Origin of the sequence: Pseudoramibacter porci (assembly GCF_009696145.1) — a bacterium.
Lineage (GTDB): Bacteria > Bacillota > Clostridia > Eubacteriales > Eubacteriaceae > Pseudoramibacter > Pseudoramibacter porci.
In genome coordinates this window covers 1-24,984 of the sequence record NZ_VUMO01000011.1, presented here as the reverse complement: position 1 = coordinate 24,984, position 24,984 = coordinate 1, and the positions used below count along the sequence as shown (strand labels likewise).

21 protein-coding genes and 2 rRNA genes are annotated in these 24,984 nt (G+C 49.7%); 3 read left to right on the top strand and 20 right to left on the bottom strand.

The window, feature by feature from the left end:
• Window positions 1-14: 14 nt before the first annotated feature.
• Both FYJ52_RS08130 and FYJ52_RS08125 read right to left on the bottom strand, forming a co-directional pair.
• The gene (locus FYJ52_RS08130) at window positions 15-605 is read right to left on the bottom strand and encodes a nitroreductase family protein (RefSeq protein ID WP_154576729.1); all 591 of its coding nucleotides are present in this window, start codon (window positions 603-605) and stop codon (window positions 15-17) included.
• Window positions 606-892: 287 nt separating this feature from the next.
• Window positions 893-1,819 (bottom strand): ketopantoate reductase family protein, encoded by a 927-nt coding sequence (locus FYJ52_RS08125; protein ID WP_154576728.1) that lies wholly within the window; start codon window positions 1,817-1,819, stop codon window positions 893-895.
• Window positions 1,820-1,939: 120 nt separating this feature from the next.
• On the opposite strand from FYJ52_RS08125, the gene FYJ52_RS08120 reads away from it, so the two are divergent.
• The 3 genes from FYJ52_RS08120 to FYJ52_RS08110 are packed head-to-tail and all read left to right on the top strand — an operon-like array spanning window position 1,940 to window position 3,803.
• A complete protein-coding gene (locus FYJ52_RS08120; RefSeq protein WP_154576727.1) occupies window positions 1,940-2,392 on the top strand; it encodes a hypothetical protein in 453 nt (150 codons plus the stop codon).
• Between the two features lie 20 nt (window positions 2,393-2,412).
• Window positions 2,413-3,390 (top strand): serine O-acetyltransferase, encoded by a 978-nt coding sequence (locus tag FYJ52_RS08115; protein ID WP_154576726.1) that lies wholly within the window; start codon window positions 2,413-2,415, stop codon window positions 3,388-3,390.
• A 56-nt stretch (window positions 3,391-3,446) separates the two neighbouring features.
• Entirely contained in the window at window positions 3,447-3,803 is a 357-nt protein-coding gene (locus FYJ52_RS08110; protein ID WP_154576725.1) for a hydrogenase maturation nickel metallochaperone HypA/HybF, read from the top strand.
• On the opposite strand, the gene hypB (FYJ52_RS08105) is transcribed toward FYJ52_RS08110, so the two are convergent.
• The 18 genes from hypB (FYJ52_RS08105) to FYJ52_RS08020 all read right to left on the bottom strand — a co-directional run.
• A complete protein-coding gene (hypB, locus tag FYJ52_RS08105) occupies window positions 3,800-4,468 on the bottom strand; it encodes a hydrogenase nickel incorporation protein HypB (RefSeq protein WP_154576724.1) in 669 nt (222 codons plus the stop codon). The two genes, FYJ52_RS08110 and hypB (FYJ52_RS08105), sit on opposite strands and share 4 nt — an antisense overlap.
• Entirely contained in the window at window positions 4,461-5,138 is a 678-nt protein-coding gene (hypB, locus tag FYJ52_RS08100) for a hydrogenase nickel incorporation protein HypB (RefSeq protein ID WP_154576723.1), read from the bottom strand. The genes hypB (FYJ52_RS08105) and hypB (FYJ52_RS08100) overlap by 8 nt, the downstream gene beginning before the upstream one ends.
• A 16-nt stretch (window positions 5,139-5,154) precedes the next feature.
• Window positions 5,155-6,147: a hydrogenase expression/formation protein HypE gene (hypE, locus tag FYJ52_RS08095; RefSeq protein ID WP_154576722.1), complete on the bottom strand. Its 993-nt coding sequence runs from the start codon at window positions 6,145-6,147 to the stop codon at window positions 5,155-5,157.
• 14 nt (window positions 6,148-6,161) lie between these two features.
• A complete protein-coding gene (gene hypD / locus FYJ52_RS08090; RefSeq protein WP_154576721.1) occupies window positions 6,162-7,211 on the bottom strand; it encodes a hydrogenase formation protein HypD in 1,050 nt (349 codons plus the stop codon).
• The gene (locus FYJ52_RS08085; RefSeq protein ID WP_154576720.1) at window positions 7,204-7,416 is read right to left on the bottom strand and encodes a HypC/HybG/HupF family hydrogenase formation chaperone; all 213 of its coding nucleotides are present in this window, start codon (window positions 7,414-7,416) and stop codon (window positions 7,204-7,206) included. Before FYJ52_RS08085 ends, hypD begins: the two co-directional genes overlap by 8 nt.
• Window positions 7,417-7,875 (bottom strand): 4Fe-4S dicluster domain-containing protein, encoded by a 459-nt coding sequence (locus FYJ52_RS08080; RefSeq protein ID WP_154576719.1) that lies wholly within the window; start codon window positions 7,873-7,875, stop codon window positions 7,417-7,419.
• An 8-nt stretch (window positions 7,876-7,883) separates the two neighbouring features.
• Complete coding sequence (locus FYJ52_RS08075; protein WP_154576718.1) at window positions 7,884-8,972, bottom strand: hydrogenase large subunit; 1,089 nt, start codon at window positions 8,970-8,972, stop codon at window positions 7,884-7,886.
• Window positions 8,972-9,346 carry an NADH-quinone oxidoreductase subunit C gene (locus FYJ52_RS08070; protein WP_154576717.1) on the bottom strand — a complete coding sequence of 125 codons (375 nt, stop codon included), beginning with the start codon at window positions 9,344-9,346 and terminating at the stop codon, window positions 8,972-8,974. The genes FYJ52_RS08075 and FYJ52_RS08070 overlap by 1 nt, the downstream gene beginning before the upstream one ends.
• A complete protein-coding gene (locus tag FYJ52_RS08065) occupies window positions 9,330-9,791 on the bottom strand; it encodes an NADH-quinone oxidoreductase subunit B family protein (protein ID WP_154576716.1) in 462 nt (153 codons plus the stop codon). Before FYJ52_RS08065 ends, FYJ52_RS08070 begins: the two co-directional genes overlap by 17 nt.
• Window positions 9,792-9,810: 19 nt before the next feature.
• Window positions 9,811-10,680 carry a respiratory chain complex I subunit 1 family protein gene (locus FYJ52_RS08060; RefSeq protein WP_154576715.1) on the bottom strand — a complete coding sequence of 290 codons (870 nt, stop codon included), beginning with the start codon at window positions 10,678-10,680 and terminating at the stop codon, window positions 9,811-9,813.
• Complete coding sequence (locus tag FYJ52_RS08055; protein ID WP_154576714.1) at window positions 10,677-12,593, bottom strand: NADH-quinone oxidoreductase subunit 5 family protein; 1,917 nt, start codon at window positions 12,591-12,593, stop codon at window positions 10,677-10,679. Before FYJ52_RS08055 ends, FYJ52_RS08060 begins: the two co-directional genes overlap by 4 nt.
• Window positions 12,594-12,744: 151 nt before the next feature.
• Entirely contained in the window at window positions 12,745-14,448 is a 1,704-nt protein-coding gene (locus tag FYJ52_RS08050; RefSeq protein ID WP_154576713.1) for a 5'-nucleotidase C-terminal domain-containing protein, read from the bottom strand.
• A gap of 124 nt (window positions 14,449-14,572) precedes the next feature.
• Complete coding sequence (locus tag FYJ52_RS08045; RefSeq protein WP_154576712.1) at window positions 14,573-19,825, bottom strand: DEAD/DEAH box helicase; 5,253 nt, start codon at window positions 19,823-19,825, stop codon at window positions 14,573-14,575.
• Between the two features lie 6 nt (window positions 19,826-19,831).
• Entirely contained in the window at window positions 19,832-20,830 is a 999-nt protein-coding gene (locus tag FYJ52_RS08040) for a hypothetical protein (RefSeq protein ID WP_154576711.1), read from the bottom strand.
• Window positions 20,827-22,914, bottom strand: coding sequence for a hypothetical protein (locus FYJ52_RS08035; protein ID WP_154576710.1), 2,088 nt, complete (start codon window positions 22,912-22,914; stop codon window positions 20,827-20,829). Before FYJ52_RS08035 ends, FYJ52_RS08040 begins: the two co-directional genes overlap by 4 nt.
• Window positions 22,911-24,455 carry a hypothetical protein gene (locus tag FYJ52_RS08030; RefSeq protein ID WP_154576709.1) on the bottom strand — a complete coding sequence of 515 codons (1,545 nt, stop codon included), beginning with the start codon at window positions 24,453-24,455 and terminating at the stop codon, window positions 22,911-22,913. The genes FYJ52_RS08035 and FYJ52_RS08030 overlap by 4 nt, the downstream gene beginning before the upstream one ends.
• A gap of 214 nt (window positions 24,456-24,669) precedes the next feature.
• Window positions 24,670-24,786: ribosomal RNA gene (rrf, locus tag FYJ52_RS08025) — 5S ribosomal RNA — on the bottom strand.
• Window positions 24,787-24,859: 73 nt separating this feature from the next.
• Window positions 24,860-24,984, bottom strand: a 23S ribosomal RNA gene (locus FYJ52_RS08020); the annotation flags it as partial.

Here is a 24,984-nt window from a genome sequence, read left to right as displayed (position 1 = left end):
TTTTTAAAATCAGTTTACACTTCGGGATAACGGTTTTCGAAAATAAATTCCGAAAACGGCCGCTTCGGCACCTTGTAATTTTTCTGGGCGTCGAGAAAATACTTAAGGTCGGCCGGTGTCTTCGGCTCCACAATTTGCGACGTGTGAGTCGGATAGCCCAGCGCCACCGCCGAGTGAATGGTCACCGATTCTGGAATGTGCAGAATCTCCGCGATGTCCGGCCGGTCAATATTATCCATAATACAGCTGCCCACGCCGTGCCCCCAGGCTGCGAGAGTCAGATTCGACAGCGCGATACCGGCGTCGGTATCGGTCCATTTCGTCTTTTTTTCGTAAGTGAGCACTACATACATCGTCGGATGCTCACCCGGCTTCGGCGTCCCCAGCTCTTTCGGCAGAAGCGCCGCAAAATGAGTGTGTGGGAAAACCGCCTCGACGATTTGCGGATCGGTCACGAACACGCAGCGCAGCGGCTGGAGATTGCCGGCCGATGAAGACCACCGCAAGGCCAGCGCCATGTCGTTGAACGCCGCCGCTGACACTGGCCGGCTCTGGTCGAACCGCCTGTAAGTCCTGCGCGTTTCGAGCAATTTCATCAAATTCATGTTATCGTCCCCCTTGATATTTCCATTATAGCACATTCGAAAACCGCGCCGAAATAAAAAAACCGCCTTGCGGCGGCTCATAAGGAAAAGAAATGAAAAAGACATGTTAGCAGAAATCGACTCATCAGCCGATACAACGCCTTTTTCTTGGCAATTTCATTATAGCATAATCTCGCGTATTTTCAAACTTTTTAAACACTTTTAATAAAAATGATGGGTTTTTGTCACATTTTCTATCCGCGCTATTTTTCTGGTGCTTTTCATCGCAGTTACAAAATCCCGCAGCGTCACGACGGCAGCCACCCGCGCTTGCGAAAGGCCGCCGCCGCTTTTTCGTACGCCGGCACCGGCACGCCGTATCTTTCGGCCATGCGCAAGACCTCAGCCACGAGGCCATCCATCTCAGAGGTGCGGCCGGCCATGACGTCCCGCTGCATCGACGTGCTGCTGTCCGGTTCGAGGGAGGCGGCAATCTTAAGGTTGCGCGCGACAATGTCGTCGGGCAGCGGCGTCCCCATCGCTTTGCCCAGCGCGCCGATTTCTTTCATAAGTTCGACGAGCATCGTTCGCGCTTTCCCCGGCGCGCTGAAGGCGCCGGCCGTCACGCCGTAATACAAGCTGGCCGTCCCAACTGGCGAAATGTAGCAGAATTTTTCGAGGGCTTCTTCCTCGATGTGATCGCTGAGCTTCCCTTCAATGCCGCAGGCGTCGAGAGCTGCGGCGATGGCGGCAAGCGCCGGCCGTTTTTCCTGATCCTTCCGTGGTCCGAAGACAATGCGCATGATTTTTCCGAACTGGAAAATCTGGCCCGGTTTTTCCTTCGAGGCCGCCACGTAAATGCAGCCATCCAAAATATATTTATCCGGCAGCTGATCTTGAAGCATCCGCCCGGTGCCGTAAATGTTAAGAATCGGAATGACAACCGTGTGTGCGTCTGCCGCCGCTTCGATAATGGGCAGGGCGCTGTCCACCGAATACCATTTGAAGCAGACAAAGACCACGTCGTAAGGTCCGCCGCAATTCTCCGCCGTGACGGCTTTCACCGGCACCGCGTCGACTGCGTCGTCCCATTGCGTGTGGACTTTCAAGCCCGTGCGTTTTATCTCATCAAGGTGTTCTCCGCGAGCGATCAGCGCGACGTCCTGTCCGCCCTTTGCCAGTTTGTAGGCGATCATGCCGCCTGTGCCGCCGGCGCCGACGATTAAAAATTTCATTGCGACCTCCCTTTCACACCTGTGCGATGTTTTTTCTTTAATTTTACCACACCGCGGTGCACAACGCCGCCGTTCTGTGTTAAAATTGTTCTCAATAATAAACAAAATGGAGTGCGCAACATGAAAGATCCAGCTGATTCCAATTTAGATCAACACCCGCCGATTTTATCCTTTCTCGAATTCGACGCGGACCAGGCGGACGGCGAGGCCGCTGACCGCGCTGAAGCGAGCAAGGCGGAGGCGAAGGCGGCCGCCAGGGAAAAGAAGTGTCAAATCCTGACCGACGCTTATCTGACCAGCCGCGGCTTGCAGAACATGCGGGAATATGCCGATCAAACCCGGGCCATCGCGCGGGAACTCGTCGACGCCACCCAGATGAAGCCGACCAAAAAGGGCGACAAAAAACAGGCCCAGAAGATCGCCGAGCGCGCCAATCTCAAGGCCGTCGTCGAACAAAACTGGCTCCTCATTCAGCAAAACGACACCCTTATCGCCACTTTGCATCAGCTGGACCAGGATTTGCGCACGGCGACCCGCTATATCGCCCAAAAAATGGATTCAACGGATGCATAATCCTTAGAAAGAACAACACGATGAAAATTAAAAACGCAGAAATGGAAGACGATATTAACCGCGTGACCAACATGCTCATGCTGGACTACAGTGAAAACAAAAAAATCGACCAGCTGATGCCCTACACGCACCCGGACAAGGAAGCGGTCATCGCGCTGATTCGCCACCTGATGATCCTAATTTACCCGGGGTATTACCGCAACAAAGTGTACCACGGCTACACACGCCGCACCAACGTGCAGATGATTTTAGAGGACGTGGTCTACAACCTGATCCAGCAGATCAAAATGACCCTGCCTTACCTTGAAGAAAACGAAGGGCTCGACGACGAGGCGCTCACACAAAAGGCTAAAAATCTGACCTTTGCCTATCTCGAAATGCTGCCGACTATCCGCGCTTACACCGAGACCGACGTCCAGGCCGCCTACGACGGCGATCCGGCGGCTTTTAACAAAGATGAAATTATCTTTTCCTACCCTGGCCTTTACGCGACCCTCGTCAACCGCCTGGCCCACGGTCTTTACAAACTCGGTGTGCCGATTTTGCCGCGGATGATGACGGAAATCGCCCACAGCGTGACGGGCATCGACATCCACCCCGGCGCCACCATCGGCAAATATTTCTTTATCGATCACGGCACCGGCATCGTCATCGGTGAAACCACCGTCATCGGCGACTACGTCAAGATTTACCAGGGTGTCACCCTCGGCGCGCTCTCGACCAAGGGCGGCCAAAACCTCAAGGACGTCAAACGCCATCCGACCATTTGCGACAACGTCACCGTGTACGCCGGCGCCTCCGTTCTCGGCGGAGAGACGGTCATCGGCGAAGGCTCCGTCATCGGCGGCAGCTGCTTCATCACGACGTCGATTCCCGCTCACGCCCGCGTCTCGATTAAAAATCAGGAGCTGTCGATCAATATCCCGAAAAAAGACGCGCCGGACGAAATCGACACCCGGGACGTTCCGATGGACAACCGATGGTTTTATATGATTTAAACGCCAAAACAGCCGATACGTTAACCGTATCGGCTGTTCGTTTTTGAAAGGATACCATGCACGAAATGAGCACCGTCGTGCGCTTCGTCTCTGCGGCCCTCGAGGAGGCGGAAAAGCGCGGCATCACCGAAATTGAGAGCATCACCGTCGACGTCGGCGAGATGACCGACATCGTCCCCGACTACCTCTACCGCTATTATCCCGCAGCTGTGAAAGGCACCCTGCTCGAGGGCTCGCGGCTCGTCGTCCGCACCGTCCCCGTCAAAGCAAAATGTGCGGCCTGCGGCACGGTCTTTCATCCGGAGCGGGCCAACGATTACCGCTGCCCGGCCTGCGGCAGCGCGCAGGCAAAACTCATCGAAGGCAAAGACACCGTGCTGCGTGCCATTGCGGTGCGCACGACGGCTCCTTAAATTTTCTTTTCCACCTGCGCCGTCAGCCAGTCGGCCCACGCCTGGACGCCTGCCCCCGTTTTAGCCGACATGAAAAAAATGTTTGCGTCGGGCCGGAGGGCGAGGATCCGCGCGCAAACCGCCTTCCGGTCGAAGGCAAAGACCGGCTCGGTATCGATCTTGTTGATCAGCACCACCGGGCAAACCCGGAACATCAGCGGGTATTTTAACGGCTTATCGTCCCCTTCCGGGACGGAGAGAATGGCCACGTTGAGGTCCGCGCCGACGTCGTTTTCCGCCGGGCAGACCAGATTGCCCACATTTTCCAGAGAGACGAGATCGAGGGGCGTGTCGCCGAATGCAGCCAGCCCCTGCGCTGTCATCGCCGCATCCATCGCGCACTCGCCGCCGGTGTGCACTTGTACCGCTTTAAGCCCGGCTTCCTGCATTTTTTCCGCGTCGACCTGGGCCGCAATATCGGCCTCCATCACACCGAGGCGAAAGCGGCCGCCGAGGGCTTCCGCTGTTTTAAGCAGCACGCTGGTTTTCCCCGCGCCGGGAGAGGCCATCACGTTAACGAGAAACCGGTGCCGCCTGCTGTTCTCTTCCCGAATCTGTTTCACGATGGCATCATTTTCTGCGCTGAGGTCCCGGTCGATTTCAATGATCTTGACGGTTTTACGCATCTATTTTTCCTTTCCATCTATCGATTTGTTCCGCGAGCCAAGCCGTCCATTCGCCGACGCCTTCTCCAGTCTGGGCAGACAGGAAAAACACCGGCACGCCCGGATGAACGCGGTTCACATGCTCGGCAAACCGGCTGCGGTCGAAATCGAAATAAGCGGCGGTGTCGATCTTGCTGACGCAGACGGCGTTCACCTGTTCGAACATCAGCGGGTATTTCAGCGGTTTGTCGTCCCCTTCGGGCACCGATAAAACGGCGGCACTGGCCGCGGCACCGGTGTCGAATTCCGCCGGGCAGACCAGATTGCCGACGTTCTCGAGAATAACCATATCGAAATTTTCCCCCAGCGCCGAAAGCCCCTGGCGGGACATCGCCGCATCCAAATGGCACATGCCGCCGGTGTGCAGCTGGACGCTGGCAATGCCGCTGGCAAGGACCGCCGCGGCGTCCACATCGGAATCGATGTCGGCCTCCATCACGCCGATGCGGTAGCGGGACTTGAGCCGCTTCGCCGTCTCGAGGATCAGCGTCGTCTTGCCGCCGCCAGGCGACGACATGAGATTGAAATAAAACACGCCTTTTGCTTTCAGCTCCCCTCGGAGCGCCTCAGCATCCCGGCCGTTATCCGCGACGATCTGCTTTTTGAGATCGATGGTTTTAACTTTGTGCATCGTCCGTTCCTTTTCCTCAACAAATCCGCGGCAGGCCTTCGCCCCGTAGGACGTCGATGCGCCGCTGCCCGCCGACCGCGGTTTTCACCATCACCTCGCCCGGCTCACCTGCGCACACCCTGCCGACGACCGCCGCATGGGTGCCGTAGGCGCTCATCCGGATCAGCCGGAGGGCCTCGTCCGCGTCAGATTCGGGGACCATGACGGCCATCTTGCCTTCGTTGCCCATATAGAGCGGGTCCAGCCCGAGCAGGCTGCAAAAATCCCGCACCTTTGGCGTCACCGGCAGGCGGCTTTCCTCAAGTTCAAAGGTCAGCCCCGACGCCTCGGCCATTTCTTTGAGAATGGTGCCGAGGCCGCCTCGGGTAATGTCCCGCATCCCGTGAACCGCCACGGTGCCTGCCATCAGCGCACCCACCATGTCCACCAGCGGCGCGCAGTCGCTTTGGATGTCCGTGTCGATCGACAAGCGCTCGCTCAAGATGGCCGCGTGGTGCTCGCCGAGGTTGCCCGATAAGATGATCACGTCGCCTGGCTGAATCTGTCTCGCGCCGATGGTACTGCAGGGTGCAAAACCGACGCCGGCGGTATTGACGTAGAGGCCGCCGCGGCCCTCGACAACTTTGGTATCTCCCGCAACGATCGTGACGCCGGCTTCCTGTGCCGTCGCGGCCATGGATTCCGCAATTTTTTCGAGATCTTCGAGGGGCAGACCCGTCTCAAGAATAAAACCGCAGGTTAAATATTTCGGAACCGCGCCCCGCATTAAAAGATCGTTGACGGTCCCGCAGACGGCCAGTCTGCCGATATCGCCGCCCTTAAAAAAAAGCGGATCGACGACAAAACTGTCAGTCGTCACCGCAATCTCATCGGCCCCCGGAACCACGGCGCTGTCTTCCATTTGGGCCAGCACTGGATTGTCGAAGGCCTTGGCAAAAATGCCGTCGATGAGCTCGGAAGTCGCGGCGCCGCCGCTGCCGTGCTCTGTCGTAATCGTCCTTTGTTCCATAAATCTCCTGTCCTTTAATTTTCATTGTAAACCGAAAGGCAGTTGCCCTCCGCCGAAACCATGCAGGCCCCCTGGGGGTGCAGCGGCGTGCAGGCTGTTTTAAACAGCGGGCAGTCCTTCGGCGAAATCGTCCCTTTGAGCACCTCGCCGCACCGGCAGGCCGCGTTCATCGGACGGTCGTGCTGAAGCGCCCGGCTGCCGGCATCATACCGCCGGTACGCTGCTTTTAAATAGTAACCGGAGCCGGGAATGACCCCCATGCCCCGCCACAGCGCGTCCCCTGGCTCAAAGTACTTTGCGACGAGGGCCTGCGCCTTCGCGTTGCCGCCCTGGGCAACCGCTTCGGGATAAAAATTCATGACGACGCCTCTGCCGCGGGCGCGGACAATCCCGTCGATCGCGGCCAGCAGATGCCGGCCGGTAAAGCCGGCGACCCCGAAGGGCAATTGAACCTTTTCGGCCAACGGCTTGAAGGCGTCCGCGCCAATCACCACTGCGACGTGGCCCGGCGCGATAAACCCCTGCACATCGGCCCCGCCTGCGCAGAGGGCGTCGATAACCGGCGGCATGGTCTTCACCGCGGTCAGAAAGCGAATGTTTGGAATCTGCTCTTTCAGGATTTGATCCAGCAGCAGCGCGTAAACCGGCGCCGTCGTCTCGAAACCCACCGCCGCGAAAACGAATGTCGTCTCAGGCTCAGCCTTTGCCAGCGCGAGGGTGTCGAAGGGCGAATAGACCATTGCCGCGCGGCCTCCTGCCGTCTTCGCCTGCATCAGTGTGCCCGAGCTGCCGGGCACCCGAAGCAAATCGCCAAAGGTGACGACGCAGGTGTCTTTCTCCTTTGAGAGCGCGATCAGCCGGTCGATGTAATCCGTCGGTGTCACGCAAACCGGACAGCCCGGGCCAGCGACGAGCTCAATTTTAGGCGAAAGCAGACCCGGAATGCCGTTTTTGACAATTGCCGATGTGTGGCTGCCGCACACCTCCATGATCCGCATGCGGGGGCCATCGTAAGCCTTCAGACGCGCCTTAACCGCCGCAAGTGTTTGATCTAGATCAGACATCGCCAAGCGCCTCAAATAATTTTTTCATTTCCTCAGCTTCTTCCTCGCGCATTTTCTGCAGCACGCAGCCGGCGTGCACCAGCACCTTATCGCCCGGCGCCACGTCGACCAGCCCTGTCCGAGCTGTCACGCGATTGCCGCTGAAATCCACGACAGCTGAGCCGTCCTCACATGAAATCACCGTTCCCGGCCATGCCACGCACATTTAATCCCCTTCTTTCTGCTGCGCCTGAGCTTCTTTAGCCGCCTGCGCCTTTTTTAAAGCTTCGGCTTTTTTCTTCGCCAGTGCTGCTTTTTTTGCCTTTTCCGCCGCCATGACCTCCGGCGATTTCTGATACGTCACCGCCTTCTTTTCCGGGCCCGGCTGCTGGTAGCCCTTCACCACCTTCAGGCAATGCTTCGGGCAGTTAACGGTGCAATAACCGCAGACGATGCAGTCAAAGCGATTGATCGTCCAAGTTCCTGCGTTTTTGTCGACCGCGAGGCATTCCGTCGGGCAGTTTCTCACGCAGAGGCTGCAGGAAATGCACTGGTCGATGTCGATGTCGATATGGCCGCGGCTGCGCGCCGGGTAATCCACCGGCGCGTCGGGATACGCCGTTGTTGCCGGTTTGGAAAACAGGTTTTTCAATGCCGTTTTAGCAAAACTAAAAAAATGAGCCATTTTCTCACCTACCGTTCTGTGCAGCTGATGCAGGGGTCGATCGTCAGAATCATCAGCGGCACGTCCGCGTAATCCGCGTTTTTGAGCATTTCGCAGAGCCCCGGCAGATTGGCAAAGGTGGGGGTGCGGATGCGCATCCGATTGACAAATTTTTTCCCTGTTCCGCGGACGTAGTAGATCGCTTCGCCCCGGGGCTGTTCGATCCGCGCAAAACATTCACCATCGGGATTGCCCTTGACCTTGATTGCGAGCTCGCCGTCGGGAATCTTCGCCGCTGCCTGGCGGATCAGGTCGATGGATTGAAAGATTTCCCGGATGCGCACGTCGCACCGCGCGTAGCAGTCGCCGTCATTGCTGATCACCGGTTCAAAATCCAGATCGGGATAGGCTTCGTAGCCGAGCTTGCGCATGTCGACCTTGAAGCCGCTGGCCCGCGCGAAGGGACCAACGCTCCCGCAGGCATGAATCTGCCGCTTAGTCATAACGCCGACGCCAACCGTCCGCGACTGAACCGTGTAGTCCAGCATGAATGTCTTCTGAATTTCACGCACTTCCGTCTCGACCTCGGCGAGGACATCGAGGAAATGCTTCAGCATCTCCGCGTCCATGTCCTTGAGCACGCCGCCAATCTGGTTCACCGAAAAAATGACCCGGCCGCCGGTGGACAGCTCGATTAAATCCAGAATTTTTTCGCGGATGCGCCAGCACTGATAAAACAGGCTTTCAAAGCCGAAGGCGTCGGCCATCAGCCCCAGCCACAGCAGGTGGCTGTGAAGCCTGGAGGTTTCGCCCCAGATCGTGCGCAGGTATTTGGCGCGCGGCGGCACCTCGATGTTCATGATCTGCTCCACCGCCTCGCAATAGCCCATGCCGTGCTGAAAGCTGCAAATCCCGCAGGTGCGCTCGGCGACGTAAACCATTTCCTTGAAGTCCCACTTCTCGACGAGCCCCTCGAGTCCCCGGTGGATAAAGCCGACCGAGGGAATCACGCCGACGACTTTTTCATCGTCCAGCACGAGATCCAAATGGATCGGCTCCGGCAGAACGGGATGCTGGGGCCCGAAGGGCACGATGTTGCGTTTGTGTTTTCTCGCCATCATTCGCCCTCACTTTCCGGACCAAAAGGCGTCTTTTCTTCAATGCGGTAAAATTTATCGCGATAGTCTGTGCTGATGTTTTCGACCTTGACGCCGAACAATTCTTTCATTTCGTTTTCGTAAAAAACCGCGCTCGGGTAAATCGGCGTGATGCTCGGCACCGCGACGTCCTTGTCGATAACCACCCGGAGGGTCAGCAGCTGATAATTGCCGTCATTGGCGAAAGAGTAGCTCAGTTCGAACTGCTCATTGACCCAAGCCGCACAGATCTGACAAACTCGCATCCCGCGCTTTCTGATCGCGATGACTTCGGGCAGCAGCTCCGCGATCGTGATGGTCTTCTGCTCTGGCTCTTTTTTAATGATGATGGCCATGGGCCGCTCCTTTCTTTTTTTCCTCGTGTTCGTCCGACCGCCTCTGGAATAATTCAACCGCCTGAATAATGCCGTCAATGATCGCCTGCGGCCGCGCCGCACACCCCGGCACATAAATATCCACCGGAATGACTTGGTCGGCGCCGCCGAGAATATTGTAGCAGTCTTTAAAGATCCCGCCGGTGCAGGCGCAAGTGCCGACCGCCACAACGACCTTCGGCCAGGGCATCTGCTGGTACAGCTGCTCGACGACGCTTTTATTCTGGGTGTTGATGCCCCCGGTGATTAAAAAGATATCCGCCTGAAGGGGGTCTCCCGTATTGACCACGCCAAAACGTTCCGCGTCGTAGACCGGTGTCAGACAGGCCAGGGTTTCAATATCGCAGCCATTGCAGCTGGATCCGTCGTAATGCAGCAGCCACGGCGATTTTTTTACTTTTGCCATTGGTTCTCCTCCTTTTTTCTTAACGGATCAGCATCAGGATCAGCAGATTGACCCCCGCCGCCAAGAGGGTCATGGCCCAGGTCCATTTGAGCATCGCGCCGTATTTCACACGGGCCGAGCTGTTGTCGATCAAAATTTCCAAAAAATAGACGGCCAGAATGACGACGACGGCCAGCACAAAGCTCCACCACTGCTGATTGATGACGAACAGCGCAACGAATCCGAGCAAATAGACCACTTCGTACCATTCCGCAACGGTGTAAATCGCGAGGTTGCGTGCGCCCATTTCCGTCGTGACCCCTTTGACCAGCTCCTGATGAGCGTGGTGCGAGGTGCTGACGTCAAAGGGCGATTTGCGCATTTTGATGGTCAGGATGAAGACGAAGGCGATAAAGAACCCCGGCAGTCTCGTGATCATGACCATGTCTGAATGGATAATCCCGCTGACGTTGAAGGTGCCCGAGGCCATGTAGAAGCCGACACAGGCGAGGATCACGGCCGGTTCGTAGGTCATGATCTGGATCAGCTCGCGGGACGCGGCGATCGAATTGTAGGGCGACCCCGTGATGACCGCCGTGAAGTACAGAAACAGCGACGCCGTCGACAGGACGAAGACGCTCATCAAGATGTCGTTGCCGGCGAAGAAGATGCACCCCGAAAAGACCATCAGGAGCAGATACGAATAGAGCATGGCCGCCTGAGAACTGTTGATAACGCCGACGATCTGCTTGGCGAAAAGCTTTCTCACGTCGTAAAAGGGCTGCAGCAGCGGCGGGCCCACACGCCCCTGCATCCGGGCTGAGATTTTCCGGTCGAGCCCGTCGAGCAGACCACCGACCAGCTGCGCCAGCAGAATATACGCAGCTACGCCGATTATTTTTTCAATCATAAGACGCCTCCAATTACCACACAGATCATGATGATCAGTACAGCCGCTGCAAAGATCTGGCTGTACCGCATCATGCGATCGGCCTGGATGAAATCTTCAAAATAATAATTGACCAGCCAGATTTTCTTCTTGTCGCCCATCGCGTCGATGAAGCGCTTGTTGTTGCCGGCGTTGATGCCGCTCATGTACGAGAGCTTCATGTTCATCTTGAGGTTGCGGGTGTAGACCATCGACAGCATCGGGATGGCGAAGACGAAGCAGATCGTAACCACCAGCATGATCAAAATCGACGTGGACAGCACGTCGGTATAGGTGCCGAACATTTCGACCAAAAGCGGATCCACGTAGGCCTTCGAGATCAGCGGCAGCAGCACGCACAGCGCGATCATCAGCACGGCATGCACCGTCAAGGACAGCACTTCTTCTGGGAACATGTGGTCCGATTCCTTTTGGCCGCTGCGGTGGCTGAAGGCGATGAGCTTGCCCATCCATTTGGTCCAGTAAAAGCCCGTCGTGGCCGATCCAAAGGCAATGAACAGCACGAGGATGATGTTGTTGTTGTCCACAGCCGCCTTGAGAGCCGACCATTTGGAAATGAGCATGCCGAAGGGCGCCAGGTACATCCCGGCAATCCCGACGAACATGAAAATTGCCAGACGGGGCAGGCGGTACATCAGCCCGTGCATGTCTTCAATATTTCGGCTGCCGGTGGCATTTTCTGTGGCCCCCACATCCTGGAACAACAGCGATTTGGATACGGCGTGGAACAGCATCAAAAAGATGCCGGCCCATATCGTTTCGGGCCGTCCGACACCGGCGCAGGCCACCATCAGGCCGAGATTCGAGATCGTGGACAGTGCGAGCACCTTTTTGGCGTCCCGCTGGGAAATCGCCATGATTGAGGCCATGAAAAACGTAAAGCCGCCGACCAGGGACACCATCATCCCCGTCGTCGTCCCCGGCATCGCCGGCGCCAGCCGAAACAGCATGTAGATGCCGGCCTTGACCATCGTCGCGCTGTGCAGCAGTGCAGACGACGGCGTCGGTGCGACCATCGCGCCCATCAGCCACGTCGAGAAGGGCAGCTGCGCCGCTTTTGTCAGCGCCGCAAAGGCAATTAGTGCAATGGGAATGACGGCGATTACCCTTCCGGCCACGCCCAGACTGATTAAAGACTGCAGGGCGACATTGCCGGTTCGATACCCGAGGTAAACAATGCCGACGGCCAGCGCTGTCCCGCCGAGAAGATTCATCCACAGCGCGCGGAAGGCATTGGCAATGGCCTCGTCGGTCTTGGTATAGCCGATGAGCAAAAACGAACACACCGAGGTGATCTCCCAGAACAAATCGATCCAAAGGAGACTCAACGACAGCACAAAGCCAAACATTGCCCCTAAAAAAAGAAAAAGTACCATGAAAAAATAATTTTTCCGATTGACAAATCCGGTGTGATGTTCGTGATAGCCTTCCATGTAACCCACAGCGTATACGACGATGAGCACGCCGATGATCCCGATGATCAGGCACATCAAAATTGACAGATGATCGACGTAGATGGCGTTGACTTCGGCCAGTTTTGGTCCCCTTAATTCCAAGAAAGCAATCATCGCCGTCGGCACGATCGCCAAAAGGCTGATGACGCCTCTGTGATATTTAAAACACAAAATCGTCACGATGACCGCCAGCACGATTTCACCGGCCAGAATCAAATGGTCAACCCACGCCGCCGGATCGTAAGCTTCGATCACCTGCATGCCACCGGCCGCCCAGCACGCGGTCAGACACAGCGCCGCCGCCGCGATCAATGCCCCGCAGGCGTACGTCACCCGGCCGCGTACCTTATCATTTGGAATCAGGTACATCACCGGTGCAACCAACAGCGGAAAACATACGAGAAAAATGGCCACTCCCATGAATAAAAGCCCTCCTGTTCTCTCTTGTTATATTTGTTTTCGTTTTCAGTATCAATTTTATCATACCACAAAATGCCTGATTCTTCAGATAAAACACAAAAAAAAGACAGCTGAAATTTCAGCTGCCACGAAATGAATTGGAAGAAGCAAGCTACAGCTTTCGGCTGCGCTGGGTTCGCCGTGTCAAACCGTTGCGCTTTTTTTTCTGAGCTGCAATGATTGCGCTGACAATCAGCGCAATGACAACAATTATCACGCAATCAGTCAACACCCCGAACCGCGACGGATTGTTCAGATAATCGCCGAGGGACTGAATCGAATCCGCCTTTTTACTGTCCCGTGTCACCACGTAATTGGCTGATAAACTGGCTTCACCGCTTTGATTTAAGCCCTTGATATAAGTTACCGCTGCCTGCCATCCCAATCTGTCTAATGTTTTTTGCTGCTGGACCGCCATTTTCATCGGGATTGCTTTTAATTCTGCGGCGGTACCCTGATCGGCGATGACGGTATAGGTCTGATCCAGCCGCACGGTTTGCCATTTATTTCCGATTTGCACCTTGAGCGACGTCACACGGTTAAACGGCGAGCGCACTGGCGCGTATTGATACACGAGATGGGAAAAATACAGCTGCCTTTCCGGGAAGAGGTAGCCCACCGCCGCGTCAACTTCGCAAATTTCCCGGAGAGTAGCACCCGACACCCGCAGCTTCACGAGGCGGCCACTATTTCTCGAGAACAGATCGACGACCTGCTGCGTCGTCACATCCCCAAGGGCCAGCCCATTTTTAAGGGAGGACTCCGCCACCACACCGACCGCATCGTTCCCCTGAGCTGCATACGCGTCGGCAATCATGTTGCCCGTGTCGTTATCCGCAAATTTTTGTGTTCTCATTTTTTTAGTAGCAAAATCCTTCTGGCTGGTACCCAAAACCTGCGTCGGGTCGTTTTTCTGCGCCAGCACAGCCGAGATCCGCCCCACCTGATCGGCAGTATCTGGATCCTCCTTCACCTTGGCATCCAGGGGAATCAACCCGTCCGTTTTGACTTCTCGGCCCGCGGTATCGTAATCCATCACGCCAATTTGCGTCCCTTTTTGTCCAGCAGAGACGATCGCCGTCTTTCCGACCACGAGCGGATCGTCAATTTCCTCGCCGCTTTTCCCGTCGACGATGATGTTGATGTTTCGGTTGAGCCGCGCGATCGCTTTGTTCTGACGATTCGATAAATTGGAGAGGGCAATGATCACATCGCAGTGATTTTCCTTGAGCTGACCAATGTCCTGCCTTACTCGCTGTTCTGTCGTCCAGAAATTTTTTCCCGGAGAAAGAGCCATGACGCCGACTTTGATACCGCCTTTGTCAAATACGGCGATGCGTTCGGTCTGCTTCGTCAACACTCGAGACGAAAGATTCTGGCTGACGATTTTCGGCGCTTGATTCTTCTGTGTCTTCAACACCTGCGCCTGTTTTGAATTGGACGTAAAGCGATTGTCGTTGGTCTGCAGCGCGGCGTCGTAGCCCATCGTGCCCATCAGGCCCCAAGGATCCCCGTCCTCGCCGTACACCAATGCATTGAGTAGATCGTTGCCAAATCCACCGCCGTCTACCACAATCGTGTTATCCGCCCGGTTGGCCTTGATTAAAGCCGCCAGCTTCGCTGCACCGCCCCGGCCCTTCGCGTCGGCAGTGAGCTGACCGTCAACCCGGGTGGTGTAAATCACTCGGAGCGTCTTCGCTCGCTTCACGCTTTTCGCCCAAACCGGATGGGCCGCACTCAATAGCATAAACAAGGCCATCCACACCATCATCCACTTCACAAATCCAGCCGTTTTAACGCGAACGTGACACCTCATCGGTTTTTCCCCCTAAGGTTAAATTATTTTGTCTCTATTATAGCAAAAAACAGAGAGGTAAAAATGATACGTCTCCAAAATTCTAGCTCCTTATTAATTGAGAATATGTGCTCAATGACTGTAATTAAATCTGCTGCGCTATTTCTTTAATGGCATATGGTTTGGCAATTTTTACAAAAGTATCTTTTACAAAGATTGTCCCTGACTGCTTCGGCTTTTTCCACATAGCCGGGTAAATCACTAAATTTTTCACATGACCATTTTTTGAAATTCGGATACAATTTGATTCTTCCGAGATTTGATAATTGGCTGTATGCAATATGCTGCTAAGGGAACGCACAAGCTTCTTCTGTTCCTTTAATTCAATCGCTGATGGTCTTTTTCCTTCGGTTCCCCACCTTAAAAGATCTATGGCGGCGAAACGATCCAACAGGCCATGAACGTGTTGGTTTCGATAATGCTTTAAACATTTATTACAGGCGCTTTGGCAATCGCATCCTTCGAGAAGTATTTTGACCTCTTCAAGAATCTTTTGAATATTATCAGCAATGCCAACTGCATATCCGGCGCCACTCGACAGATTGTCGTACAAATAAATATCGACAAATGTCCCTTTAGGACTATTGCGCAGACGATAGCCAGTCATGAGTTCCGAGAACTCGATATCCAGTTCTTTGCTCGCAACCAAGCGGATTGCTTCGGCTAAAGACTGGGCTGCGCGGTTCAGCCAAATGTTATTTTTTCGACCAGTTTCAATCTGTGACTCGTCCAATGCAAATTCCAGCACGAGCATATCTGTCACGAAATCGTAACCGAGATTGACGTTGATCGCATTGGCATGGCTACATTTCTTTTTCCTATATTTTTGTTGATACGGACGAGACACGTTTTTTAACACGTCCGGATCGTCGCCAGGCATCGCTGCTCCGCAGTCCTCACAAACCATAAAGCCCCGATTTTCAACGCCTTTATTCACCATAATAATCCGCTGATTCGTCCGCTGCGCCATGCGAATATGTTCGGCTCCCGGCACTTGCTGCATCTCGTCTGATTTTGGCAGTGTTGAATACAAGGGCTGCTGAACTGTTGAATATGCTTCGTTGAGCTGCACCTCTGGAATGGCTTTGCCGTCTTTGGGGGCGAATCCCCACGGCTTTAACATTTTGCGCATCGGTTTAAGCGGTGTATTGCCACAGAAAGGACATTGATCATCATTTTCGGAGGCGAGACCGAACCAGCCACACTCCGGACAGCTGCGTATTTCTTTCAGGTAGTTGGGATCATCCATAAACGTCTTCGCCGGTGAATTTCCTTTTCCTCGCCATTCAGTCCCCGGATAATACAACCCGCCAATTTGATAAGTCTGCTTATCGACGACAATTGCCCGCCCCGGCGCGTATTCGCCAATCGCCATATCCAATCCGCGCTGAACCTCATACTTTACTTTGCCATCTTTCATGATATAAGTACTGACGACATTTTTAGGGAAAGAATAAGTGGGCACAATACCATCCTCGTACAGCTCGTCCAGCAGTGTTTTGGGATTGGGCATTAATTCTCCGCTTTTATATACGCCAAACAATTCAGGATGACATTTAAATTTCTCGTTCATCTCAGATAAAGCCTGCCTGAGGGATTGCTTACATTCAGATAAATTGAATGCGGACTGTTCTGGAATAAGCGCCGTGTGAGGTGCCATGATGTAATGATCTAAATACGTGCAGAAATCATCTAAATCACGCTTTAGAAAATCAGCCGCTGGCAATTTATCGAGGCTCAGTCTTTTATTGTCCAATAAATATTCCTGGAGCAAAACCATATTGATATGACGCTGGAATAGTTTTTCACTTTGCACGTCGACCCATGGCTGTCGCGGATCGCCTCTGAACATCGGTACCGGATCGTTAAAATACAAGGTGTCATGCGGACCATCCTCACAGAATGTGACAATCGTCGAAAGGCTGGAACCGCGCCGGCCAGCACGCCCTGCCCGTTGCTGATAGTTTTCCCGCATGGGAGGAATGTTTCTGAGACCGACCGCCACGAGTGAGCCAATATCGATCCCGACTTCCATTGTCGTCGTGCTGCTCAATATATCGATCGGTGTTTCGTCATCCTGTATTAAATCCTGAAAGCGCAGTTCGTATTTTTCCGTTTGCGACCACATATCATCTCTTTGATCTTTATGAGAGAGCTGCGCCGTGTGTTCTTCAGTATCGATCACGTGAATGGCCTCGCCGTTCAGCGCATTTTCAATCGGTTTTCGCCAAAACTCCAGAGACTTGATATCTGTGTCGTTGAATGCATGAATTTTTTCTGATCCGCATCTTGGACATCTTTTCTTTAACATATATGGCGTGATTTCAGAACACTGATCACAGCGATACCACGTGTGTGTTTTGTCAAATCGCGGTTTTACAGTAGACAGGTCGACATAATCGTTACCACTTCCCAACTGGGACCGATCAAGAAACTGTTCCTGAAATACACGCTTCCAAATTTCCCTTTCTTCAGGACGTTCATCCCAATTCATGATTTCTCTTATAACTTTGGGAAATTCCCAATTCGTTGGAAGGCCGTAACCACCATAATTAGGACGTACTTGTTCTCGGATGACGTCAGAGATCGTATGCCCCAGTGCTGTATATTGATCATTGATCCACATCAGCCAAGCATTAAACACCTCGTAAAACGCTTCATCCTCGATCTCTATACCCCTGTCCTCAAGTTCATCCAAACAATCTTCCATCTTTTCATCTTTTGGCTCCAGCCAACTAACTGCCGAATCGTAAAGCGTATTGTAGCCTCCACTAAAAAGCTTCAAAATATATTGCTTCATTTGATCTGGTGTGTTATCCATTGACAAGGTCGGCCTGTATTGCCGTTTCCGTTTCTTCCGTTGGTTATATCTTTTAATGACCTTGCTACAATCGTCAATAAATTTATTGCGGTCCGGTTCGTGAAATAAATGAACGTGTTGATTTCCGGCTTCAAGACAGAAGAAATCGTAAAGCGCGTTCATCGACCATTCTCCTGATTGCTCTTGCTCCATTCTATCAATCGCCAGAATAAAAAGTTTCCGAACAGCTTCGGTATCCGAAGCGTCGGACATGTCTCTGGCGAGCTTTGCCGCCCGCTGGCGACTGTCGGAAAAAAGCAGCACCTTGCGCCCTTCATTGGGCAGATGCTCGGGATCATGATTTTTTCCCGGCACTGCCGGTTCTGCCTGAAACTGTGTCTTGATTAAATTAAAAAACGGCTGATTTCCGCGCGTGCTAAAGGAAGTCAACTGCGTGCTAGACAACGCATGTCCACAATGGGGGCAAGTTTTAAAAGTCAACACATCTGGTCTGCCTTTTGTAGAAGAATTGCAATAATACAATTTCCGTATTCCCGGCTGACCCTCAAGAGAATCATCGCCAAAATCAATAAATCCACTTTTTATATCAAGATAACACGATTTAATGGGGGTTCTTCCTCGTTTTTTCGGCGGCCGATAATCTTTTGGCGGGATGTAAAGGTGAATCTCCTTCATCCGCTGATCGACAATTTGCCCTGGGTAACGCCAAAGATAGGTTTTTTCTTTCTTTTCAACAGCATCTGAAAATACAAACCCTTTAAAAAACAAAGCACCACATCGCCTGTCGTTATACAATTCGTAAACGCTGCTGCGACATGACGGACACGCCAGCTTACCGTCTGACAAAAAGATTTCACCAAGGGTTAATTTCCCATCCGTGTGCGCATTTTCACACTCTGGATTAGTGCAGGCGTAGACACCTCTAATGCCTCTGAACAGCATGTGCATGCGTGCCGGAAACAGCACCGCGCCTTTCTTGTTTCTCGCAATTGGCGCAATCGCCAAAAGCACACTGACGGCCTGCCGTGCCTCTTCGATTTCGACACCTTTGAAAATGATGGAAGCCAATTCATCTAATGAACACGCCTCTCCTCGACAGAGCCGCATCAATTCCGAAAACGGCTTGTATTGAATGAGGTTGTCGTACATCCATATCGCTGCCGCTTCAACGGTATGAAACGGCGCGTCGCTGTCCTCCACGCCATCCCAGAAATTGTTCAGCGCTTCTAAACGTGTCGTGTCTTCTTCAAAGTCGCCCGGCTCTTTTTTTGCGATTTTTTCAAAGGGAATGTCTCTTGACGCGAGTCCCTCTATTTTTTCTCTTTCACCGGTCAAATAGACGAATGGATGATGAGCCTCAGCCGCCGTCAGATCACAGGCAAACTGCATCACTTTTCGGCGATCTTCTTCGTTTCGATTCGGCATGCTCGCCGTCGTCAGAATGAACTGTACGCGGTCGCGCCCGATCCCAAGCTTGTGAAATAAACGCCGAATCAACAGCGCTACTTCCCCGCCTGATGAACCGCGGTACATATGTGCTTCATCGATAATGAACATCAGCTGATTATCTGGATCGGACTCGAGCCATTTTTTCGTATCCTCCCAAATTTTCTTCTCCCTTGGACGAAGCAACATGTATTCCAGCATCGAATAATTCGTGATCAAAATATCCGGACAGTATTTCTGCATCTCAAACCGTGTAATCAGTTCCGCGTCCTCTGGATCAGGCTTATGCTCGCCGTTATGAAGCCGTTCCAAAAATGCATTTAAATCTTTTTTCGCCGGCACTTTCCCGTCTTTTTTTAATTTGTCGAGATAAGCCTGTTCTTTTTCGTTTTTAGAGGAAATCATTTTCCTCAAAGTTTTTTCAAGCTTGTGGTCCTGGTCCTGCCTTTTGTCTGGATCTTCTCCTGGATAGGGTGTTCTTCCGGTATACATACCAAACTGTGGACGGCGCACATTTTCTCCACAAGACTCCCGAAAGATACGAATAAATTGCTCCTCCGGATCACCAATTAATTTCCTGAGACGGCTGATCTGATCAGATACCAGGGCGTTCATCGGGTACATGACAAGCACCCTTACGCCCCGCTGTTTCCAGGTTTTGCCATTTCGCGCCTCATTCGCCAATTTGGCCAATAGAGGCCACATAAAACATTCAGTTTTCCCAGATCCCGTCCCAGTTGAAACGAATAAATCTTGTCCGGCAGCGGCTTTTTCAAGGGCGTCGATTTGATGCTTAAACGGCGAGGAATAAACGCCAAGCCCTTTTTCTGAAAGCGCCATAAAAAATTGCTTAAGCCAATCTGGCAGCTTCGCTTTAAATATACCATTGTCCACCATTTGGTACGCAGGAGAAGATTCGATATAAGCCTTACGGTACAAAATCCCTTCCTGATCCAACTTTTTATCAATGGCCTTTAACAAAAGCGGTGATTTTCCAAAATACTGTGATTTGATGTAATTTTCTAACTCTGTTCGCAATTGTTTTTGAACATAGTTTGCCCCATTGGCCATATCTGCTTATTTCCTTTCTTTAAATTGAAATCCTAACGGTTCCAGTGTCTGCTGAATAATTTGAAAAACATCCAATTTTGTTATTCTATTAAAGTCATTTATTTCCTTCATCGATTCCGGCCAAGTGTAGAGTTTGACAAAATTCAAAATATTAGGCGGATACAAATACTGAATTTGAAGCCGGACCAAACCGCCATCTATTGAATAAAGCGTCGGCAAAAGAGTTCCCCGCTTTTTCAGAACCCAATTTGCAGCGTAACGAAATCCTAAATGATTACTTACCCAATTAGGCAGTGGACAGTAATAAATGGCTGCACCCTCTTTTTTGTAAAAATAATAGCTTTTTTGTCCTTCTTTCCCCATTCTCATTAAGGATACGACGTCTTCATCTGGACTATACTGCCAATAGCTATCATAAGTTGATCGCCTAATTCGAAGATATTCAACACCGTTCATTGATGTGGTTTCCTGCCAAACCGTATCTTTGATCAACTTTTCAAAGAACTGATCGTAAGGTGCTGTTTGCAATTGATACAGTTCCTCAAGGCTTTTTGCTTTCGTGTATTTCCCCATCGCATACGTCTTATACAGTCCCAGCCCGCAAACCTGTAATTTTTCTTGAAGACCGCAGCTGCGCACAAATGACAAGTTCCCAATTTGCACCTTCTTTTCTTCGCACGGTGCAATTCTGTAGGCAGAATGATAAATAAATCCGCAATTTAAATAAATGTCATATATTTCCTCTACCATTTCATTGATCACATCGGCTAATTTCGTAACGTCGTGATCAACTTTGCAAAGCGCTGTGAGTTCCTGTTCTGCTCTGTCTCTAAAATGCTGTACCGAGATATTGACATTGTCTTCCTGCTCATCCCACATCGAACCCAACGCCATTTTTCCTGCCGCGCTGTAGGCCGTCCGTGCCTTCCAATCAGACGTCGATTCATTCTTTCCCTGCTTTATGTCTAAATCCTTTGCGATCACTTCCAGTAAACGTCTCATCATTGATTTTCACCAAGATACTGTTCGATGATATTGCGGCAATCCTTAGATACATTTTGATCAGAGGATTCGAGTATTTCAATTAAGCTATTTTCGTTACCTGTGACCACAGCGTACGGCAGCAGTGCAAAATAATAATCCCAATCTTCGCAATACCCCGGCATTCCGCCAAGGGTTTTTAATACCGTTTCAATATTTTTCCGGTACAAACTGCCTGAACCGATTTCCTTAAAAAATTGTCTTGTATTTTTATTTGCTCTACTCGTCTCTTTAAATTCAAAGTTTTTTGCCTGCTTGCCGTAGTAGTCTTTTGTGGACCGCCCAGTAACAAATAAATCCGTTACAATTGGAATCATGTAATTGTAAAGCCCTTTAGGTTCGATAATGAGATTTTCTGCAAAGGCATTTGTGAACCAGCATTCATTTAAACTTCCAGTAATTTCATCAATGTGATCGATCCAATCTGCGTGGAACACGTTATTGATTGTGACAAATTCACTTTCGCTCATTTCTTTTAGTTTCGTGTACTGAAAGTCACCCTCGCAATAAAACTGATCGGCGCATTTTCCAAAAACAGCAGCGGAAAAGGCATCTGCAATATTTTTTGCATTGGGTCCTGCTAGTAAAACCGGAATCTTTTTTAAATAGGCTGCATATAAAAATCTCGCTATTCCTTTTAGTAGATTATTGCTTTCCGCATTCATCCCAGCGGCCATTTCAAGATTGTCCGCCATACACTCAAAAAAATCTTCTCTGTCGCTGAACTCGTCTATATCGTCATCGGCTAATGGCTGCCCTTTAATAAAAAGCGACGCTGCACTATTTTGAGCTCTTTCAATATTGCTAGTTTGATTCAATCCTACGACTAATCGATCAGCGTAAACTTTTTCTTTTTCCTTCATTATTTTTTGATTTTCAAAAATCTGTTTTTGGATTGCTTCGAGTTCTTTTTCCTTTAGTGTTCTTTCACTTTGTGTTTCTTTCAATGCAAGCTTTTCATTTTCTATTTCTTGTTTAAGTGTCTCTATTTCTTTTTGGACGTTTTCTTTTTTTTCAGTAGATTCTTTCTCCCATTTTTTATGCTCTCGCTTATCTTTTTTAATTTTCCTTTTCAGCTCGTCCAGCTCTTTTTGCTTCGCTTCTATTTTTGAATCGGATTCCTCGTGCCATTTATTGTCAATTATCTTTTCGTATTTTTCACGAAGGGATCGATTATTCTCTAAAATTTGACATAAAAATTGGTTTTCGCCATCGATTTTTTCTTTTAAATACGCATGGTTATTTTCAACAAAATCCCTGCATATTGCTTTTGCATCTGTGAGCGAGCATCCGCTTTTTGTGGCAAATTCTTCATAAAAATCTCTGCTTAGAAAGCTATTTAAATATTTATTAATGGTTTTACAATCTCTCTCAGTCAATCCTTTAACGCTTAACGATGACCATTCAGAACGCTCGATCAGTAAATCGATTAATATTTCCCTTGAATTTTTTAATTCAATATAATTGGATGTTTGTGTTAATTTTGGCAAATAATAAAAATCGTGCCGTTCTGTTTTGATAATCTCTCGATCATAAATAGAATAGACTGGGAGTTTTTTTATATTTTTTTCTAGATAAAGCTTAGAATTTGTTATTTTAAATGCTTCATCGGTGCAGTTAATGCCATAATACATGTTTTCTTCTGATGAAGGAAAACAGATTAACATGCTGCATCCATTATTCGATGCAGTCACTTCATTTGATCTAATGTAATTGGGAATTTCTTCTTGTGAATTTATTTTTTGTTCTAAAATGATGATTTCAATTGGTTTAATGTTCTCATTATATTTACTTTGAATATGAACAATATCAGCGTCATTTGGATCTATTTGAATTGACCAATTCCATACCCCAATTTTCCCGACTTTCTCCGGTCCATCACTCTTGAAGTCAACCTTCTTGTCCTTTAGGTTCAACCAATCTGGTCTAAGAATCCCTATGCTTTCGTCTTTTTTTATTCCAGCAAGCCATTGTAATTTAACATCTCCTCCTCTGTTGCCAGGTACCACTTCGCAAATTAAATTAATATTTAAATCATTATGAGTCATCCTCTTTCTCCCTTTAAAACTTCACTTTGTAGTATATTCAATGCTTTTTTTGAAATTTTACCATTATGCAATTGAACCGCTAGCCATCGACATAATGCCGGATCATTTTTAAAGCCTAATGCCATTGCACCAATCGATATTGGAACTGGCACCATATCTTTTTTGTAGGAAGCAAGTTGGATCAATAAATCGCGGTCTGAAGATGCATTGGTGTATTTAGCTTGTCTTCTCCTTTGATAAGATGCTTGCCAAATACAATCATTCCCACAGTATATTTTTATTTGACAGCCAAACCGTATATTCTCGATTCGTATTTTTTGATCAGCCTTAACGCGTTCTCGGCTTATCAGCACACCATTTAAATCTGTAAGCTCAGCAAATCCATCGTATTTCATTTTGACCGTAACGACATTTTTGAAAGGCAAACCCTTCTGTTCTCCAGATTCAATCACTTGATTATTGTCATCTAAAACCGCTACTTCTGTTTTTAAACGATTAGCAAATTCAGATAAATTATTTTGATTGTAGAAAATATACTGGAGTACATTGAAGCGACTTGCAAATGCCGTTTTTTGTCGACCGTCACACAATACTTTTACAACCTCTGAATCCGCACTATCTGATGTCATTTCTGTTGCTGAGTAATCAGAAATTAACTTTGCATAAGAACCAGATAAAAAGAAAAATAGATCCTTTTCTTTGCATAGTACCTCGTACGGTTTTTGCACACATGCTGGCCATATTGGATATAATTTAACGGGTGCTTTTGTTAAGCGCGCGTGGTAATTCAAGAAAAAGCTCGCTGCATCTTCTGAAAATTGCGTTGCCATAATTTCATAAACGCACCATCCATACCGATCATCTATTATTCTATTTACACTTAAAGCATCAGTAAACGTATATGAAAATTCGCTTCCTTTCCTTCGAATTAGCCAATACGTGTGATTAACAACGACATCCGCATCTGGCATCAGTTTTTTTCCTGTTTCTTTATCAAATAATGTACCTGTTGTTTTTATTCCTTCAATTTCTCTAGGACAATTTTTCTTCAAGATACTACCAAAATCTTTGATTAAGTATTTTTCTGCAGGTACACTCCCTACTGTTAGATAAGTCATTTTACTTTTGTCTAATTTCTCAGATAAATATGTATATATCTTAGATGATTTGCTTTTTCTTTCGATATAAATCTTTCCGTCATTTTCCCAATTAATGCAGCCAATCGGAAAGCCAATTTTAAACTCGATTGCTTGTGACGATGTAAATATCAATTTAATCGGCAATGAAAACTTTCTCTTTAGTGCATCCTTTTGCCTATCTGAAACGGTATAATCTGGACAATGATTTTGATCACTGACCTCATGTCTAAAATGTGGTATGCGCTTCGAGCCATATACAAATGTAACGTTCTTACCGCATAGTTCGCACACTAATTTATGTTCATAGGCATGAACTGTTCTGTAAAATTCATTTTTACAACTTTCTGCACTTGTTCTAACCCATCCATTTTCCGTCCATTTGCAAACATGATCTAATGACATTTCCCTCTCCTTATTATTTCTTACTATAAGGAACGCAAAGATTTTATACTAGACTTTTATTATATCTTTATCAGTGTAATCTTTTTAATTTTACATCTTAATAAAATGAAAAACAACATAGTTTAATTGAGAATAAAAAAAATACTGTCAGCCTTCTAGGTAACAGTATTTTAATCAATCTCAACATCTATTTAATTTCAGGCAATAAAAAAAGGCCTCGCAACGATCTATCCTCCCAGGCAGCTGCCCGCCAAGTACTTTCGACGTAAGAGAGCTTAACTTCTGTGTTCGGGATGGGAACAGGTGTGTCCTCTCTGCTATAGTCACGAAACCTATTTAACAAAGTTTATTCAATTGTTTGAGGTCACTCAAAACAACATAGAGTCTAGCGTTTAACACGTCTTTGGATCAAGACCTCGGCCGATTAGTACTGGTCAGCTGAACACATTGCTGTGCTTTCACCTCCAGCCTATCACCTGATCGTCTATCAGTGGCCTTACTCCCTTAAAGGGATGAGATATCTTATCTT